Annotated in this window: 15 protein-coding genes; 10 read left to right on the top strand and 5 right to left on the bottom strand. The window is 41.2% G+C overall.

The window, feature by feature from the left end; all coding sequences use genetic code 11:
• Window positions 1-47: 47 nt before the first annotated feature.
• Entirely contained in the window at window positions 48-2,714 is a 2,667-nt protein-coding gene (gene prsT, locus QR722_RS14110) for an XrtA/PEP-CTERM system TPR-repeat protein PrsT (protein ID WP_286283546.1), read from the top strand.
• A 177-nt stretch (window positions 2,715-2,891) separates the two neighbouring features.
• On the top strand, window positions 2,892-3,722 hold the full coding sequence (locus tag QR722_RS14105) for a PEP-CTERM sorting domain-containing protein (protein WP_286283545.1): 831 nt from the start codon (window positions 2,892-2,894) through the stop codon (window positions 3,720-3,722).
• A 344-nt stretch (window positions 3,723-4,066) separates the two neighbouring features.
• Here QR722_RS14105 and QR722_RS14100 read toward each other — a convergent pair whose 3' ends face one another.
• Both QR722_RS14100 and QR722_RS14095 read right to left on the bottom strand, forming a co-directional pair.
• Window positions 4,067-4,942 (bottom strand): ThiF family adenylyltransferase, encoded by an 876-nt coding sequence (locus QR722_RS14100; RefSeq protein ID WP_286283544.1) that lies wholly within the window; start codon window positions 4,940-4,942, stop codon window positions 4,067-4,069.
• A 130-nt stretch (window positions 4,943-5,072) separates the two neighbouring features.
• On the bottom strand, window positions 5,073-5,810 hold the full coding sequence (locus QR722_RS14095) for a PEP-CTERM/exosortase system-associated acyltransferase (protein ID WP_286283542.1): 738 nt from the start codon (window positions 5,808-5,810) through the stop codon (window positions 5,073-5,075).
• A gap of 185 nt (window positions 5,811-5,995) precedes the next feature.
• Between QR722_RS14095 and QR722_RS14090 the strand changes: the two genes are divergently transcribed.
• Complete coding sequence (locus QR722_RS14090) at window positions 5,996-6,895, top strand: hypothetical protein (protein ID WP_286283541.1); 900 nt, start codon at window positions 5,996-5,998, stop codon at window positions 6,893-6,895.
• A gap of 55 nt (window positions 6,896-6,950) precedes the next feature.
• On the opposite strand, the gene QR722_RS14085 is transcribed toward QR722_RS14090, so the two are convergent.
• Window positions 6,951-7,790, bottom strand: a complete 840-nt coding sequence (locus tag QR722_RS14085) for a patatin-like phospholipase family protein (RefSeq protein ID WP_286283540.1) — start codon at window positions 7,788-7,790, stop codon at window positions 6,951-6,953.
• A 153-nt stretch (window positions 7,791-7,943) separates the two neighbouring features.
• On the opposite strand from QR722_RS14085, the gene QR722_RS14080 reads away from it, so the two are divergent.
• The 7 genes from QR722_RS14080 to QR722_RS14050 all read left to right on the top strand — a co-directional run bounded on the left by QR722_RS14080 (window position 7,944) and on the right by QR722_RS14050 (window position 14,278).
• Window positions 7,944-8,717 carry a S1 family peptidase gene (locus QR722_RS14080; protein WP_286283539.1) on the top strand — a complete coding sequence of 258 codons (774 nt, stop codon included), beginning with the start codon at window positions 7,944-7,946 and terminating at the stop codon, window positions 8,715-8,717.
• 146 nt (window positions 8,718-8,863) lie between these two features.
• Complete coding sequence (locus tag QR722_RS14075) at window positions 8,864-9,583, top strand: hypothetical protein (RefSeq protein ID WP_286283538.1); 720 nt, start codon at window positions 8,864-8,866, stop codon at window positions 9,581-9,583.
• Window positions 9,549-9,875, top strand: coding sequence for a hypothetical protein (locus QR722_RS14070; RefSeq protein ID WP_286283537.1), 327 nt, complete (start codon window positions 9,549-9,551; stop codon window positions 9,873-9,875). Before QR722_RS14075 ends, QR722_RS14070 begins: the two co-directional genes overlap by 35 nt.
• Window positions 9,876-10,733, top strand: a complete 858-nt coding sequence (locus QR722_RS14065; RefSeq protein ID WP_286283535.1) for an HprK-related kinase A — start codon at window positions 9,876-9,878, stop codon at window positions 10,731-10,733.
• The gene (locus tag QR722_RS14060) at window positions 10,730-11,848 is read left to right on the top strand and encodes a nucleotidyltransferase family protein (protein ID WP_286283534.1); all 1,119 of its coding nucleotides are present in this window, start codon (window positions 10,730-10,732) and stop codon (window positions 11,846-11,848) included. The genes QR722_RS14065 and QR722_RS14060 overlap by 4 nt, the downstream gene beginning before the upstream one ends.
• A 118-nt stretch (window positions 11,849-11,966) precedes the next feature.
• On the top strand, window positions 11,967-13,253 hold the full coding sequence (gene tviB / locus QR722_RS14055) for a Vi polysaccharide biosynthesis UDP-N-acetylglucosamine C-6 dehydrogenase TviB (protein WP_502872476.1): 1,287 nt from the start codon (window positions 11,967-11,969) through the stop codon (window positions 13,251-13,253).
• Between the two features lie 8 nt (window positions 13,254-13,261).
• Window positions 13,262-14,278 carry an NAD-dependent epimerase gene (locus tag QR722_RS14050; RefSeq protein WP_286283532.1) on the top strand — a complete coding sequence of 339 codons (1,017 nt, stop codon included), beginning with the start codon at window positions 13,262-13,264 and terminating at the stop codon, window positions 14,276-14,278.
• A 106-nt stretch (window positions 14,279-14,384) separates the two neighbouring features.
• Here QR722_RS14050 and QR722_RS14045 read toward each other — a convergent pair whose 3' ends face one another.
• Together QR722_RS14045 and QR722_RS14040 are read right to left on the bottom strand one after the other, a co-directional pair.
• Window positions 14,385-16,562 carry a malate synthase G gene (locus QR722_RS14045; protein ID WP_286283531.1) on the bottom strand — a complete coding sequence of 726 codons (2,178 nt, stop codon included), beginning with the start codon at window positions 16,560-16,562 and terminating at the stop codon, window positions 14,385-14,387.
• A 134-nt stretch (window positions 16,563-16,696) separates the two neighbouring features.
• Window positions 16,697-17,635 carry a LysR family transcriptional regulator gene (locus QR722_RS14040; RefSeq protein ID WP_286283530.1) on the bottom strand — a complete coding sequence of 313 codons (939 nt, stop codon included), beginning with the start codon at window positions 17,633-17,635 and terminating at the stop codon, window positions 16,697-16,699.
• Window positions 17,636-17,676 lie beyond the last annotated feature (41 nt).

Genomic DNA, 17,676 nt, shown 5'->3' with positions numbered 1-17,676 from the left:
TGTAGGTTTACACTCAAATTAGTTTATTAATTAGTAAAGAGCATCGTATGAATTCAATAAAAAAATATGGATTGTTATTGGCAACGCTTGCGTTGGTAGCCTGTAGCCAGAAAACCCCGACGGAATACATTGAAGAAGCAGAAAGTGCTATTTTGGAAAACCAGTCGGATAAAGCCATTATTGTGCTGAAAAATGCATTGTCCAGTGACCCGAAAAACCTAAAAGCGCGATTCTTACTTGGATCTATTTATTTTAGTCGTGGTAATGCCGCGTCAGCTGAAAAAGAGCTTAAAATTGCCTTTGACGGAGGCTACTTTAAAAATCAAGTATTACCTATATATCTCGGAGCGTTAGATTTTCTTAAAAAAGATCAACAAATAATCACTATTGTCGAACGTGTTACAGGATTGTCCGCAGAAGCCGAAGCCGCCGCGCAAACCTACAAAGGCTTGGCTCTGTTTAGACAAAACGAAGTATCTCGAGCAAAGTTAGCGATTAAACGTGCAGCAGAATTAGCCCCTCAGTCATCATACAGCCGACTCGGCCGTGCTAACCATGCATTACAGGATGGTGAACTAAATGATGCTTTGATGATCTTGCAGGAGTTATTAACGGCAGACCCTGAGTTTATGCAAGCACGACTGTTACAAGGGCAATTGAGTTTACGCCAAAAGGATTACGAGACAGCGATACAAGACTTTAAAGCCTATAATAAGCAAATGCCTGGTGACGCTCAGGGAAATTTCTTATTAATTGACGCGCTGTTACAACATCAGCAATACGATGAAGCTGAGGCATTAATTACGCCTTTAGTTGAAAAATTGCCTGACAATCCAAGACTCAATGAATTTGTCGGCGTAATGAAATTTAATAAAAATGACTATGCTGGCGCTAAAGTAGCTATGGAACAGGCAATTGCAAATGGTTCTAATGCACCTCGGGTCCGCTTAATCGCTGGAGTCGCTGCTTATCAGCAAAATAAACTTGAGCAAGCCCACAGTCATTTAGCTTCCATCCAGAATTTATTACCTACAGATCATCCCGGTAAACGCTTGTTTGCTGAAATACAGTTACGTTTGGGCTACAGCACAGATGCAGCTCAAACCCTGAGTAACCTTGGAGGCTTCGATCTTTCTGATGCTAGGCTATTTACTCAGGCCGGATTTGACTTGGTTAATAAGGGTAATAGACAGCAAGCTAAAAAAATGCTTGAGTTAGCAAAAAAGGTTGAACCAAGTAGTTCTCAAGAAAAAACCCGCTTGGGAATGCTAAAACTGTCGTTGAATGATAGAACTGGCTATCAGGATCTTGAAGAAGCGATAGCCGAAGATCCTGAGGCGATGCAAGCACGACTCGCTTTGGCTCAGTCATATGTTGTACAAAAAAACTTTGATAGCGCTGCAGAGGTCGCCAAGCAATGGATCTCGGAACAGCCAGATAATATCACCGCGTTTAATTTACTTGCAGAGATATATACAGTTTCCGGTCAGCTTGAACTTGCCAAGCTGACACACAAGCGGGCTTTGGATGTTGCGCCGAATAATCCGACCTCTCTTAAGTTTTTAGCGAAGGAAGCTGAAGAACAGGGTAACAATAAAGATGCCTTAGTATTACTTGAACGAGCAGCTAAGGAAAATCCAGAATATTTGCAAGCATCATTTGAGTATTTAGTGGCGGCTCAAGCGCAAGGTTCCTCACAAACAAAAGATGCTCTGAGTCTGATAAAGGCTATCCATGAAAAGGATCCTAATGACTTAGAGAAGAAGCTGAATTATGCTCGTGCGCTAGTTTTGCAGTCTAAACCTCAACAAGTGCTCGATGTTCTAACTACTGTTAAAGCCCAACCTGATTTACCGGTATTTTACTGGAAAGCACAAGCAGACAGCCTGTTAGCTTTAAATAATCCATCGGATGCATTAAACGTGTATTTGAAATGGCAACAGTTGGAACCCATGCGCAGAGAGCCTTGGCTGGCGGCTATCGTTATTTATGATGGTATTAGAGATTTAGTTGGCGCGCTGGATACGGTTAAACGGGCGCAGAATTTTCATCAAAATGATGCTGAGTTTAAGGTGATGGAAGTTCATTATAGTTTGATCAATGGCAATGTATCAGTGGCTCAGCGGTTATTAAATAATCTTCCTGCCCATGTTAAGTCAAGCAACATGGTTAAAGGCTTACAGGGACAGATTTATTATGCAGAGAAAAAATTCTCTAAAGCGCTTCCTCTGCTGCAGGCTTACTATGATGAAAGCGGTGATGGGCGGTTCGTTCTTTATATGGCTGAAGTCAAGAAGCAATTAAATGAGCCACAAGGCGCAACTGATCTATTAGAGAAGCATTTACAAGTTCGGAAATTAGATCTTAATACAAGAGCAAGATTAGCCGAAATGTATATGCAGGAATTCCCTGAAAAAGCAATTGAACACTATGTATTCTTAGTTGAGTATTTACCGGAAAATATAATTGTACTAAACAATTTAGGCTGGCTGTACGGGCAAACAGGGGAGACAGTTAAAGCGGTGGATTATGCAGAAAAAGCGGTAGCGCTGCGACCTGAAAACCCTATGATGCTGGATACTCTAGGTGTCGCATTATTGAAAAATGGTGATCTGAAAAGAGCATTAGAAGTTAGTAAAAAAGCATTTGATTTGCAGCCAAGTAACCAGGACTATCGAATACATTACGAAGCGGCTCAAAAAGCGAATCAATAATAGCACTTGGGGGTAATTAAAGTGTCAGCATTTTTAACACTCCCCAACAGTCATAAATAAAAAACAACGTAAAAACAGTGAGTTAAAAGTTGGCCCGTAATATGCTTTATACAATCATGGAAAGCTAGACATGCAAAATAGCTTTAACAACTTTAACTTACTCGCTGGAGAATAAATATGAATTACAAGTCTTTAATAGCAGGGATGATTTTAGCAACTGGTTCTTCGGTAGCCATGGCTGATGCATTTTACATTGATGCAGGTGCTGATTTCGGTGATAACCTGAAAAATCAAGCTGCTGGTGCAACAACTACTGGTTGGTTAGAGCAAATGTCTTATAACTATTCGTCTTCAACATTGGTAACTGATGCTGATATGAATGGTCCAACTGCGGGTGATGCTATCACTACTACAGGTGGATTCATCAGTGGCCCTGCTGCTGGCGCTAATATCGCTAACAATGCCGTTGCTGGGTTTTTACCAAATCAATTCGGTACTGAAAGCCACAATGGTTTCGGTAACTGGGGTTTAACCTTCCAATTCGAACTATCTGGTACCTTAGGCCCTGGCTTAGCGACAGATTATAATACTGGTGAAATCACTTTCTATTATTTCACGCCAGGCTTTGCTAACACTAGCGAGTTTGTAGAATTGTTCACTCTTGATTTCTTGAGTGTGACACAGAGCTTAGGTGGTCCTTCGCTTAGAACTATGATTTCTTCAGTTGGTGCTGGTATGGTAAACGGTATTGCAGCTGGTGACGTATTGAACTTCGATAAAGGTTCTGCAGCTGATTTGGTTGATCAAGAAATTGACGGTTTCGGTTTTGTTGACTTCAACACTGATCCGCGTTTCGTGACAGTTATTGATAATAACGATGGTACCTTCACATTGGCTGGTAACCACGACGGTTCATTATCTTTCCAAATCCCTGAGCCTTCAAGCTTGGCGGTATTAGGTCTTGGTCTTTTAGGTTTGGCTGGCGCAGGTCGCAGACGTAAAAACTAAGATACTTTAAAAGTGTTAAAAAACCCGGCTTATGCCGGGTTTTTTATTTTCCGCTCAAAGTAGCTTAGCCAATACTTCTATCCATTATAGGCCCTATTTTTAAACAAGTTAAAATGAACCGGGTTAAGAGACGCTGTAAGAAGCCTGAAGAAAAACAATCATTTAAGAACAAAGTAGGCTAGGATCGAGAGGATAGATTGGCAGCTAAGATAACACATCAAATGTTAAACCTAGCCGCTAGAGTCAAGTGTGTGAATTAAACAATGATTAGAAGCACATAATGTTTAGTTTCATGCTTTAGCTCCACAACAGCGCTTTGGGGCCGTTCGTAAGCTATTATTATTTTAGCTAATATCCGCTGGTTTGGGCTTGCCTATGGCCTTTTTAACCATGGGAAACATGATGTACTTCTGTATAGGGTTTTTATTCCCCCAAGGACGCCATGTTCGTTTGGATTTGTTTTTGTAAGCATCTACATGCCATCCATGGGGGGCACACAGGACTTCTCCACGATTTAACAGGATTTTCAATACGTTACTATTTAGAACGCCTGCCGCTAATGAAATTCCCATTGGGGTCGATGGAACTTTCCCATGCCAAAAGTCGACTTTCGTTCTGTCAACTAGATAACTTAGTTGCAGCATTGCTGGCGATAAGCCCATAATTAAGTGATAAAACTTATCTTCTTCATTGAGTCCTTCTAAACAAAAATACTGCTCAAAAGACATTTTTCCAGGCATAAATACTAGCACTGCGGTTCCCATTCCCATAGGAGCAGCGGTGACGCAAGGGATATTCTTCTCATAACAACGTTGAAACACTTTTCGTCTAATATCCATAGCAAAGATATCCAAGCTATCTATATATAGATCCACACCGTCTAAAAAGTCCTCTAAATTTTCATCACTAATGCCGGTGTCGAAATTTTTTACACGAGATTCCGGGTTGATATTGGCAAGTATATCTTCCATTACCTTAGATTTTTCTAAGCCAAGGGTTTTCATGGAGGCACCGGCCTGACGATTAAAATTGACTAAATCATATTGGTCCATATCCGAAATATGGAAATTGCCAATACCTAGTCTGGCGCAAACAATCGCGTGATCACCGCCGACACCTCCCAAACCACCAATAGCCACTTTGCTGTTGCGAAGAATTTCTTGCTCTTCATCAGTCATCCAACCAATGTTTCTAGAAAATGCTTCTTTGTAGTCAAACATTATTAGTCTCTCTATGTTTGTTAGGGCAGTAACCAATCAATAGGGGCTATCTGTCACTTGGCGATCTCATATTATCGCTATCATCGATACTATTCACATATAAGAAAAGAGCTCAGCGACCTGATATACCTCAAATCTGGGGTTGTAATTCAATATCAATATTTTGTAATAAGGCTTTAAAGTCTTGTTTTAAATTCTGCTCAACTTGTTTAGGTTGGATGTAGTAGGGAGCTCTTTTGCCGTGGTAGTCAATGACAGGTCCAATTTGCTCAAAGGGCAATCCTACAAAACGCATGCTTCTGGCTAGACGAGGTTCAACCATAACAAAGCAATGATTGATATTTTTCTTCAATAAAATTGAAGTGGCCGACAAATATAAACCTACCGCAATAAAGGGGAAACACCTTAATTCTGTTTCAGAGTATATTTCTTTATTGATCATACCTATCGCTGCCCCTTCGTAATTATCCATTTTACGACGTCTGAATTGGGCTGGAACGGCTAATCTTGAAATTTCACAAATGTCATTCCGAGCAAAATTATCGGGAAACAAGTCAGGGCGCTGAATGGCTTCTTTACAATATAGTTCTATCGGCAGCAGTTGACTTGGGTTATCTGAAACAATCAATCTGACGGTGCCAGCAAACAGCTCACTGGATTTATGCTGAATCAGACAATGCAGGGCATGCTTATCAAACTCGTCCGTTTCTAATCTATCATCTCGCTCCGGTTCGAAATGCAATTCTTCACAATAAACCTGATGACGGATCTCAAAAGACTGATTTTTATGTTGCTGAGTTTCTGAAAATACTGGCCTTAAATAGTCGGAGAAATGACTAGAAATGCTTTCTTCTGAAATTTCAGTCATTAAGACTTCCCTTTGTGAAGGTTATTAACCATTATTGATATGACCTATATTACGAATTCAATTTCATTCAGTATAAAGTTTCGGGTTTAACTGCATGTTTGTCAAACGATTAACATTAAATAATCGCCGTTTAACTAAATACTTATACCAATTGTTTAGATAGTAACAGTTCAATTAAGGAGATTATGTTGAAACCTCATCGGCTATCCCAAATACATATTGAAGTGGCTAGAAACTCTACCGACGATTTCAATTTATTCCATGATAAAAATCGATGGAATTGGATTAAACACAATCCATTTAATGGTCCTATAGCACTAGGCTTCCAATTAGGTTGTTTTATTGAAACCCAAATGGAACAGACGGAAATTGAAAACCATGAACAGCAGCAACTGCACCGAGATGATTTTCCTTTTAGTGCGTTTGAGCTAACCTTTGCAGGTGTAGTGGTTGCAGGTGATGAACTTCATTTAGACGTGAAGTCAGGTAAACATAGTCAAAACCAAAATGGCAAGTTGTATTCAAATCGTTTACTGCTCAAGGCCAATGATAAAGCGGTGATATTGGGCTTTAAACGTGAATCAGAATTTAATACGGTTTTGTTGCCTGCAGAGATTCCTTTGGATGTAGATTGGGGCCGACGTGCGGACCGCTCGTTTCACCAAAGTAGTGGCTGTTTCCTTAAACGCAAATATATGATTGTGGGGAATGCAAAGAACTTTCTGACCAGTGCGTTCGCCGAGCAATCCCACTATATTGACGAATTTTCAGATAGGGTTAAATTTCCGCAAATGTATCCCCTTAGTTTAGTCTCTTCAGCGTTACTCGAGCGGGCGCAGGCCATAGGCCATGATTTGGTGAAAAATCCAATGATTTATGCGTCGCACAAACTTTGCATTGATAAGAAGCAATTAGCTAGCCTTAAAAGTAATGATGTGTTGAATATAGTGGTTAGCCCAGAAACTAAGGTTGAAGGTGACCAACAAAAGGTCAGTCATGTGTGTGTCGGTTATGTGCAGCAGAATACCCCGCTATTTACCGCGCAAATTGTGCTGTTACCACTTGCCTCCATCGTTGGTGCATAAACGTCCGTATAGAGACAACAAACAACGCTCAGGGTTTGTATTCCATTACAGCTAACTACAGTTTTAACTTAATGGGCAAATACTTAAGTGTCGTTTCTCTACCTATATCGTAAAGCATTTTCTTTTGCTTTTTAGTAAGTGCAAAATCGACAGAGGAAAATTCGCCCGTATCAACCACCAAAGTGTTATGCCAGTGCTCGGCATGCACATACTCTCTGGATAAGGCGGTCATAAAGGTTTTGATCAACATAAACAAGTATTCAGGTAAATGAAAGAAAACCTTACGTTTTTGTATACTTGGTGCTTGTTGGCTTTGAAGACGAAAGCACACATTCACATCGTTACTGTCGGTCCATTCTCTAAATAAGGCATCTTCTGAAAGAATAGCGCCATCGACTAACAGATGATCTTTATAGGGCTTAAAACTGAAGATAAGTGGTATTGACATCGAGAACCTAACAGCTTGGGATACGGCTAAATCGGGACAGTTTTGTTTGTTAAAAATGACCGGTCCTCCGCCATTAATATCAGTTGCGACAATGCTTAAATCGGTGGTCATCTGACTAAAGGTTTTACCTTCAAGTTGTTTATCCATCCATTGTTCAAAAGCATTTCCAGAGCTTAGGCCTCCTTCTTTTAACAATCGAAAAATGGAATAACCCTTAAATCGCCTAAAATCTGTTTCAACCGCCAGCGTCATTATTTGATCTAAAGATTTACCACTGCAAAATAGCGCCGATACAATAGAACCTCCGGAAATACCGACGATATGGTCATAGTTTAGGTTCAATTCATGCAATGCTTGCATGATACCTATATGAGTGGTTAACCGAGTGCCACCACCAGAAAAAATAGGTACTATTTTAGTTTCAATCTCAAACTGCTTAGATGACATGGTGCACTTATTGGTAACAAGATGTTAGATACAATATGGTTCAAAAAATTATCTTTTGCTCAATCTTTTGCGCGGTCATTTTCAAAATAACTGATTTTCAACCCTTAACTGAATTACACTAGATAAGTTGAATAGCATAAGGATACTGGAATTTTGTCTAAGTTTAGCTACCTGGCTATAGGATTTTTAGTCCTGTTATGTGCACCAAATCTTAGCTTGGCGCATAGCATTGTAGATACGGTTAAAAAAGTAAAAGAATCAGTGGTAGGTATTGGTGTTTTCGACCCGATAAATTCGCCAAGAGCTAGTCTACAGGGGACTGGTTTCGCCGTCGCAGACGGCAGTTATATTATTACTAACCATCATGTTATCAGCACTCCATTAAAGGAAAATAGCCGTCAGAAAAGGGTGGTTTTTGTCGGAACGGGCAGACAACCCAAAGCACTCGAAGCTACAGTTGTCGAGATAGATGAACTACATGATTTGGCATTGCTAAAGATAAGTGAAAAACTAAAACCTATGCAATTGGCAGATAATAATTTGCTCGACGATGGCACCGAAGTGGCATTTACTGGATTTCCGATTGGAGCAATTTTAGGTCACTATCCGGTAACTCATAAAGGGATTATGGCGGCGTCGACTCCGATTATTATTCCTAGCAGTCACTCTAGTCAACTTGATGTAAATACCTTACGACGGCTGCGAGATCCATACTATATTTATCAGATGGATGCGACTGCATACCCAGGTAATAGCGGTAGTGCTGTGTATGAGGTAGACCAAGGAAAAGTCGTTGCGGTGATCAACAAGGTCTTTGTGAAAACAACTAAAGAGGCGGTTTTATCAGAGCCTAGTGGTATTACCTATGCAATACCTGTAAAATATGTTCGTGAATTACTCAAACAAGCAAAAGTTAGTCTTAAATAGTATGTCAAATATCTTTACACTTATGGGCTATTGCTTTAATTAAGATTAGCTAAATCAAGTGGTTGCTGATTTGGTGCGGTTCTTGCTGTGATTAAGTTATAGATTGTAAACTGCGCTTTGAAGTCGCAAAAAATGGGTTTTAATCAATGAATGAATTCAACAAGACAACTACAAAGGATGTTTCCGTTGTGAAAAAGCGCCGTAATTTTTTGAAGAAAACGGCAACGGGCGCGGTTATTGCGAGTCTTCCGGCAAAATCGGTCTGGGGCACCTGTGCTGTTTCTGGCGCGATGTCAGGTAATTTGTCACAAAATGCCGGACGCCACACCTGTACCATACCTGATTTAGGTAATGGTATGCATCCCATTCAATGGAAGGATTGGGACAACCACTACGAAGATTGCTTCCTTAGTTTGAAAGCCAAGAAAAAAGAAATTTATGATAACCGCTACAGAGACTCGAGCTGGAAAGAAAGAGAATACCGAGCTGAATGTGAAAAATATACATCTGTCATAAACACTTGCATGAATAGTGTTTTGAGGTTGCCACAAGAACTCAATCCAATAAATAAAACCTGCCGTGGCGCGTTAGATACATGGGAAGCTGGTTCATCAGGTATTTATTCCAAATTAGCTGCTGTATATCTAAATGCCTTTTTTGGCTTTTATGACGGCTACCATGGCGACCATCAAGCTCAAGAGTTGACTGAGCAAGTGTTCTTATATTGGTACATAGAAAATCATGCGGCTAGTACGGGGCAAATGTTAAGTCGTAACGACCAAACCTTCAGAACTAGTAGTTTAGGTATCAGCGATTATGATTTAGGCTTTGATGGAACCGCATCCACTCAGTGGAAACCTGTGTAAGCAGTACGATTACTCGTTGACTCATTTATCTGACAAACATTATGCCGTAGTAGCGGGGTCTGTAGTTACTTGGTTACAGGACGGAAGTGGCATAGCGATTTATAACGCCTACAATGGTGATACTACTTTTCTCCATGCTCAAGGCACTGTGAAAGCCGATCTCATTGCAGTGCCGATTCCCGCAAGCATAACCCTGTTAAATTTAATTGAATGGCTTGAGCTAAGCACTGATACTGCTGAGCATACCTTACAGCAATTAATCGAGCGCAAAGTGCTGCGGGAACAGGTTTAAATGCTACGAATCCATACTGGCCTTTATCATTTTGACTATTGCTCGCAGGCGCCGCATGTCGATGAGGCGGTGAAAATAATATACGGAGACGTGCCTGAGTTAGACCAACCTGTGGATTTTAAAATCCGCATCATTTTTGAATCCCTAGTTCGACGTTTTATCAAACCCCAAGTTAGCTTTTTCTCTGATCAGCATTCACCTTTTAAACCCTTGCCTGTTTCCCAAGCTGCGGCAGTATTAGAGTGGGGAATGAATTGGTGTATCGCAGCACACGAATACAATAAGTTGTTGATCCACGCTGCGGTGTTAGTTAAAAATGGTAAAGCGATAATTTTCCCGGCATTGCCAGGCTCAGGTAAAAGTACCTTAACGGCCTATTTAGGCCTAGCCGGATGGTCAACTTATTCAGATGAGATGGCGGTTATTGATACTCAAAGTGGCCAAGTGTCACCTTTATATCGGCCCGTCTGCTTAAAAAATAACTCTATTGAATTAGTTAAATCTTGGCACCCAGCAGCTAATTTCACACCAATTTGTCGAGATACTCAAAAAGGTGATGTGGCCCACGTTAAAGTCATGGATTGGCAGCGTTACCAGTCACTCATTCCGGTGCCCATAGTCGCTGTAGTTTTTCCTAAATATCGGGCTAATACAGAGCTGACCATTTATCAATTAAGCCACTTAGATGCTTTCAATGTGCTGAGTAAGAATGCATTTAATTACAATGTGTTAGCCAAAAAAGGTTTCGAGACGGTAGATAAAATTATTCGCAATACCGCTCATTTTGAAATCGAATACGATAATGTCGCAGATGTGGATGATTTTCTAACTGAAGACATTATTGAGAGTTGCCGATGATCGATACCCGTAGTTTATTTAGCTTGCTATTGGAGCCTAAGGTAGGAGTAGATTACAGTTTATCGTACTGGCAAGAGGTGATTTTTATTCTGCGAGAAGCAAAAGTCCTGGCCAGTTTGTATCACAGCGCACAACGGCATGGATGTCTTAATCAGTATCCGGAATTCGCCCAAAAACACCTAAATTCGGCGCAAGTCTATGCCGACCGACAAGCACTACAAATCAATTTTGAAGCGTCTGAACTACGCTTGCTATTCGAAGAAATTGATGTCACCGCCATATTTTTGAAGGGTGCGGGATATACTTTGCGTGACAGTAGCAATAGCCGAGGCAGAATATGTTCTGATATTGATGTGTTGGTTAATCAGCAGGACCTAGCCAAAGCCGAAGCCCATTTAAAGTCACGCCGCTGGAAATCAGAACCTTTGAGTGATTATGATGAGAAATATTATCGCCAATGGGCCCATGAAATCCCACCATTAATTCACTTGAACCGCGCTACAGTGGTTGACATGCATCATAATCTGTATCCGCCTATTAGTGGCCGTTCTCCTGATGTATCATCATTCATTGCATCTAGACAGAAGACTCAAAATGGATGCTTTGTTTTAGATCCAGCCTCCACGGTGATGCACAGTATTATTCATATGTTCGCCAATGAAGATAGTTCGAGTTGGATGCGAGATATGCTCGATATACTGCTTCTGATTGAAGAATTTGGCGATGATGCGTTTTGGTTGAAACTATTAGATTTATCAAAGCAAACCGGATTCAACTTCGAGACCTTATGTTGTTTGCGTTCAATACAATACTACAGTGAAATATTATTGCCTGAAATCGCCCAGCAATTTGTAGCTAACTTCCCGTTGTCGAAACGTCAGGCTTGGTTGTTAGAAAACGCTTTTATTCCTGCGGTGGCACCTGAGCATGATCAGGTATTGGGTCGTCGACATAAAGTTGCTAAAAACATTGTCTATCTGCGCGGCCATTGGATTAAAATGCCAACATCTATTTTATTTAAGCATTTTGTTATTAAATTGTTTTTATCTTTACGTGATCAACTAGTTGGTAAACACCAATTTGACCCTAAGTTACCCAATAATCCCAATTGGTAATTCGCCGCCATCACAATTTTAATCCTTTTCTATACTACTAATTTATCCTTTTTCAGGGCAAACTAGACAAACAAAACTGACTAACATCAACATACGGATTTATATCTGGGGTGAGGAAATAAGCTTGGCACAAAACAAACTTGCAAAATGTATAGGGATCATCGGGTTAGGTTACGTTGGCTTGCCTCTAGCGGTTGCCTTTGGCAAGCAATACAGGACGATTGGATTTGATATTAACCAGCAGCGAATCGCTGAATTAAATCGCGGTGAAGACCATACCCTCGAGGTATCTGCACAGGAACTGTCTTCGGTTAACGATTTATCCTTTAGTTATGACTCCGAAGATTTGTCCCAGTGTGATTATATTATAGTCACGGTTCCCACTCCGATTGATAAAAATCGTCAACCTGATCTAACGCCTTTGCGAAGAGCCAGTGAAATGATTGGTAAGATATTACAAGCAGGTACCACTGTTATTTACGAATCTACTGTTTATCCTGGGGCGACCGAGGAAGTTTGTATTCCCTTAATCGAGCAGCATTCAGGATTGGTTTTTAATCAAGACTTCTACGCAGGTTACAGTCCAGAACGGATTAATCCAGGTGATAAAACCCATCGTCTAGAGAGTATTGTAAAAGTAACTAGCGGCTCCACTGAAGATGTAGCAGAGCGAGTAGATCAGCTGTATTTGAGCATTATTCAGGCCGGTACTCACAAAGCTTCTTCTATCAAGGTGGCCGAAGCGGCTAAAGTGATTGAAAACACGCAGCGTGATTTAAATATTGCATTGATTAACGAGCTTGCAATGATATTTGAACGTTTGGGAATTGATACTGAAGAGGTGTTACTTGCGGCGGGAAGTAAGTGGAACTTCCTTCCCTTTAGACCGGGCTTAGTGGGAGGTCATTGTATTGGTGTGGATCCTTACTATTTGACCCATAAAGCCGAAGAGATTGGTTATCATCCCGAGGTCATATTAGCTGGACGGAGAATTAACGACCAGATGGGCGAATACGTCGTCAGTCGTCTAGTCAAAAAAATGCTTAACAAAAAGATTATGGTTAATGGCGCCAATGTCTTACTGCTAGGTATTACCTTTAAAGAAAATTGTCCTGATATTCGCAATACTAAAGTGGTCGATATTGCCACTGAGTTAGAGAATTACCATGTTAATATGGACATCTATGACCCTTGGGCAGAATCTGACGAAGTTTACCAAGAATATGGCTTACGTTTAGTGGATAAACCTGAAGCGGGTAAATATGATGCCATTATTGCCGCAGTTGCCCATCAGCAATTTAAACAAATGAGCAGTGAAGAATTAACTGCTTTAGGCAAAGACAACTGTGTTATTTTTGATTTGAAATACATTGTAGATAAAAAGATCGTAGATTTGCGATTATAGGAAAATTGATGAAAGTTTTAGTAACCGGAGCGGCTGGATTTATTGGCTCCCATGTAAGTTTGTATTTGTTAGAACGAGGTGATGAAGTTGTTGGATTGGACAATCTGAATGACTATTACGATGTCAATCTAAAGCTAGATAGACTTAAACGTGTCGAGCAACATAAGCATGCCTTTAATTTCACCTTTGTTAAAATGAGTGTGGAAGACCGTGAAGGAATGGAAGCACTTTTTGCGGAGCACAAGTTCGACAAAGTGGTGCATTTAGCCGCCCAAGCTGGTGTGCGTTATTCACTTGAAAATCCACATGCTTACATAGACGCGAATATCGTCGGTTACATGAATGTGCTAGAAGGGTGTCGCCATAATAAAGTTGCACACTTAGTTTATGCTTCATCCAGCTCAGTCTATGGTGCCAACGAATCTATGCCGTTCTCGGTTCACGACAATGTTGATCATCCGGTATCATTGTATGCTGCCAGTAAGAAAGCCAATGAGCTGATGGCTCATACCTACAGTCACCTATACAATCTACCTACCACAGGGTTGCGTTTCTTTACAGTCTACGGACCCTGGGGACGACCTGATATGGCACTTTTCTTGTTTACCAAAGCGATATTAGAAGATAAGCCTATTAAAGTATTTAATTACGGTAAGCATAGACGCGACTTCACCTATATCGATGATATCGTTGAAGGGATTATTCGTACCCTTGACCACAATGCCGAAGCGAATCCTGAGTGGAGTGGTAAGAATCCCGATCCAGGTAGCAGCAAGGCTCCGTGGAAGGTTTATAATATTGGTGCGCAAACACCGGTAGAGCTGATGGATTACATTGAAACTCTGGAAAGTCATCTTGGCAAAGTAGCTGAAAAAGAACTGCTTCCTCTGCAGTTAGGCGATGTGCCTGATACCTACGCAGATGTTGAAGCACTTGTGACAGATGTCGATTATCGTCCACAAACCAATATCAACGAAGGTATTGGAAATTTTGTGAAATGGTATAAAGACTACTTTGGGGTTTAATTCTGGCACTTAAGGTGATTCTTGGATTACCGTTGGATCAAAAAAGGGTTAAGCATTGCTTAACCCTTTTTTATGCAAATAGTTAAAAATTTACATATTAACGCCGTCAGTTAGTGCTATTTAGCTGAGCTTTCATTCTTCTACGCATTTCATGCAATAGTGGCTCGGTATAACCATTGGGTTGCTTAGTCCCTTCAAAAATCAGTGCTTTAGCGGCACTATATGCAATCGAATTGTCCAAATCAGGACACATATTTATATATTCAGAATCACTAGAGTTCTGTTGATCAACTAAGCTGGCCATACGCTGTAGAGATTCTTTCACTTGTTCTTCATTAACAAGTTTATGTTCCAACCAATTGGCAATGTGTTGACTTGAAATACGTAAAGTCGCGCGGTCTTCCATTAAGCCAACATTGTTGATGTCCGGCACTTTAGAACAGCCAATTCCTTGATTGACCCATCTGACAACGTATCCAAGGATCCCTTGGACATTGTTGTCAAGATCGTTCTGAATCTCTTGCGGACTGACATTTACTGCAGGTTTCATTAATGGAATACGTAAAATGTCATCGACTGAAGTGGTATGTGTGAGGGACAATTCAGACTGCTTCGCAAAAACATCAATTTGATGATAATGCAGTGCATGTAATGTTGCTGCAGTAGGCGAGGGTACCCAAGCCGTATTGGCCCCTGACAAAGGATGTACTTGTTTGGCCTGCATCATTTCAGCCATATGATCTGGAATTGGCCACATGCCTTTGCCTATCTGCGCTTTACCAGAGAATCCGGCGTTCAAGCCATGGGTAACATTGTCTTTTTCATAGGCAGTTATCCAAGGCTCTTTCTTCAACTGAGCTTTGAGGGCAAAGGCGCCGGCTTGCATCGAGGTGTGGATTTCATCACCGGTGCGGTCAAGAAAGCCAGTGTTGATAAAGACTACTCGGGTTTTTGCCGCCTCAATACATGCGCTTAGGTTAACGCTGGTACGGCGTTCTTCATCCATGATACCCATTTTTACCGTATTGGGGGCGAGGCCTAAAAGTTGCTCGATACGCTCAAATAGAGTATCTGAAAAAGTAACTTCTTCAGGCCCATGCATCTTAGGTTTAACGATATAAATACTACCATGTTGGCTGTTTTTGAAACGCCCATTACCGAGCAAATCATGCTTTGCAATTAATGAGGTGAGCACGCCATCTACGATCCCTTCTGGTACAGGTTTACCGTCCAAGAGAATCGCATCTGTATCCATCAAATGGCCTACATTGCGCACAAACATCAGGCTGCGGCCATTTAGCGCAAGAGTACTTCCGTCAATATTAGTGTAGCTTCTGTCAGCGTTTAGGGTACGGGTGAATTGCTTACCGCCTTTAGTGACATAGGTCTCTAGCGTACCCTTCATCAAACCTAACCAGTTGCGATAAACTAGGGTTTTGTCGTCGGCATCCACTGCTGCAACAGAGTCTTCACAGTCCATGATAGTGGTCAAAGCAGATTCGACTAGTATATCTTTCAGGCCACTTGAGTCGCTTTTGCCCACAGGATGAGAGCGATCAAATTGTAATTCAACATGCAGCCCGTTGTGTTTTAACAAGATTCCGCTCGGGTCAGCCAAATCACCTTTGAAACCGATTAATTGTTCTGGGGTTGCCAAGTGAGCTGTTTGGTTATTTTCCAAGGTGCAGACAAGTGCTGAATTCTCGATACTATATTTAACGACATCTGCGTGTGTACTCTGTTGCAGCGGGGCTATTTTATCCAACCACTGACGGCCAAATTCTATTACCAGTTGACCACGCACTGGATTATATTGCTTACCCTTTTGCGCTCCATTGTCTTCACTTATTACGTCAGTACCATAAGCTGCATCATATAAGCTTCCCCAGCGGGCGTTTGCTGCATTGATGGCATAGCGCGCGTTATTAATAGGTACAACGAGCTGTGGGCCTGCCATAGTAGCTATTTCAGCATCAACGTTGGTGGTGCTTATTTTGAACGGTACTGGCGCGGGAACCAAGTAGCCAATATCTTGTAAAAAAGTTTTATAGGAACTCAACTCGTATTGTGGATGAGAAAGGTAATATTTATCTAGTTGATGTTGCAAACTATCGCGCTTTTGTAGCAAGGATTGATTGATGGGCACTAAGTCTTTAAGTAGTGAAGAAAAGCCTTGCCAAAATAATTCTGAATCAACTTGAGTTTGCGGCAGTGCCTCATTGCTTATAAAGTTTTCTAATACTTCAGCAACCTGGAGTGATCCTCGTGTTACATAATTCTGCATAGCCATTACTCCTGCGGTGTGTGATTTGACTATCATACCCAGTCAATGAAATTATGTTTAATTTATGGTTATTATGCCTGTGATAGATTTGGTGAATGTTAGGGGTGACAGCTGTCCCTTCAGGCAGCATTTGACTAACTTAGTTGGTTTGCCACATCACCAATTAAACGTCGGAACCATATATGCCCTGCATCGTGATGCAATAGCGCGCTCCAAGCCATTTTGAGTGCAATAGGGGGAATATCAAAGGGTGGGTCTAATATAACCACATCTTGGTCTTTGTGATAAAGATGTGCAGCCTTTGAAGGCAGCGTCGCAATCAAATTTTGCGCTTTTGCTAACTGCAAGGCTACATGGTAATGGCGAGTGAATACACGGATATCTCGCTTCTTGCCAATTTTGGTCAGCTCAGCATCCACCCAACCTAGTTTTTGTACTTCATTGGGATCCACCCCCACACCGACACCAAATCCGGTTTTACTCACCCAAATATGTTGAGCCGACAAGTAACTGTGTAAATCAAATTTTGCCACTATCGGGTTCTGACTATTTAACACACAGGAAAAGGTGTCGTACCAAATCACTTTCTGGTGAAAAGAAAGGGGCAATTCATCGAAACGATTGATAGCCATATCTACTTTGCCGTGCTCTACGTCGTGAAACGTCACATCACTTGGGGTGATAACATCCAAGGTGATGTTAGGGGCAATTTTACCTAATTGGCGAATAACCTCGATCAGTAAAGTAGATTCAGCATAGTCACTCGCCATAATTCTAAAGGTTCGATGGCTTGTAGCCGGAACAAATTCGGTCTCAGGTTGAATTGTGGTTTCAAGTTTGGCTAGTACATCTCGGACTACAGGTTGCAATTCCAATGCCCGTTTAGTTGGAGTCATACCGTCACTAGTGCGAACTAATAGCGGATCTTTGAACAAGTCCCGTAAACGCTTCAAACCGTTGCTCATGGCAGGTTGAGTGATACTTAGCTGATTGGCTGCTTTGGTTACACTTCCTTCACGAAGCAGAACATCTAAATACACCAATAAATTCAGGTCGACTTTTGCTATGTTCAAAATAAATCTACTTATGGTCTGATTTTCAAAGGATTATATCA

The sequence above is a fragment of the Aliiglaciecola sp. LCG003 genome, from assembly GCF_030316135.1.
Classification (GTDB): Bacteria; Pseudomonadota; Gammaproteobacteria; order Enterobacterales; family Alteromonadaceae; genus Aliiglaciecola.
This window is presented reverse-complemented; position numbering and strand designations above follow the sequence as displayed.

Excerpts from the sequence above, each read along its gene's own strand:
- prsT (WP_286283546.1), top strand. The coding sequence starts at position 48 with ATGAATTCAATAAAAAAATATGGATTGTTATTGGCAACGCTTGCGTTG.
- QR722_RS14105 (WP_286283545.1), top strand. The coding sequence starts at position 2,892 with ATGAATTACAAGTCTTTAATAGCAGGGATGATTTTAGCAACTGGTTCT.
- QR722_RS14100 (WP_286283544.1), bottom strand. The coding sequence starts at position 4,942 with ATGTTTGACTACAAAGAAGCATTTTCTAGAAACATTGGTTGGATGACT.
- QR722_RS14095 (WP_286283542.1), bottom strand. The coding sequence starts at position 5,810 with ATGACTGAAATTTCAGAAGAAAGCATTTCTAGTCATTTCTCCGACTAT.
- QR722_RS14090 (WP_286283541.1), top strand. The coding sequence starts at position 5,996 with ATGTTGAAACCTCATCGGCTATCCCAAATACATATTGAAGTGGCTAGA.
- QR722_RS14085 (WP_286283540.1), bottom strand. The coding sequence starts at position 7,790 with ATGTCATCTAAGCAGTTTGAGATTGAAACTAAAATAGTACCTATTTTT.
- QR722_RS14075 (WP_286283538.1), top strand. The coding sequence starts at position 8,864 with ATGAATGAATTCAACAAGACAACTACAAAGGATGTTTCCGTTGTGAAA.
- QR722_RS14070 (WP_286283537.1), top strand. The coding sequence starts at position 9,549 with ATGGAACCGCATCCACTCAGTGGAAACCTGTGTAAGCAGTACGATTAC.
- QR722_RS14065 (WP_286283535.1), top strand. The coding sequence starts at position 9,876 with ATGCTACGAATCCATACTGGCCTTTATCATTTTGACTATTGCTCGCAG.
- QR722_RS14060 (WP_286283534.1), top strand. The coding sequence starts at position 10,730 with ATGATCGATACCCGTAGTTTATTTAGCTTGCTATTGGAGCCTAAGGTA.
- QR722_RS14050 (WP_286283532.1), top strand. The coding sequence starts at position 13,262 with ATGAAAGTTTTAGTAACCGGAGCGGCTGGATTTATTGGCTCCCATGTA.
- QR722_RS14045 (WP_286283531.1), bottom strand. The coding sequence starts at position 16,562 with ATGCAGAATTATGTAACACGAGGATCACTCCAGGTTGCTGAAGTATTA.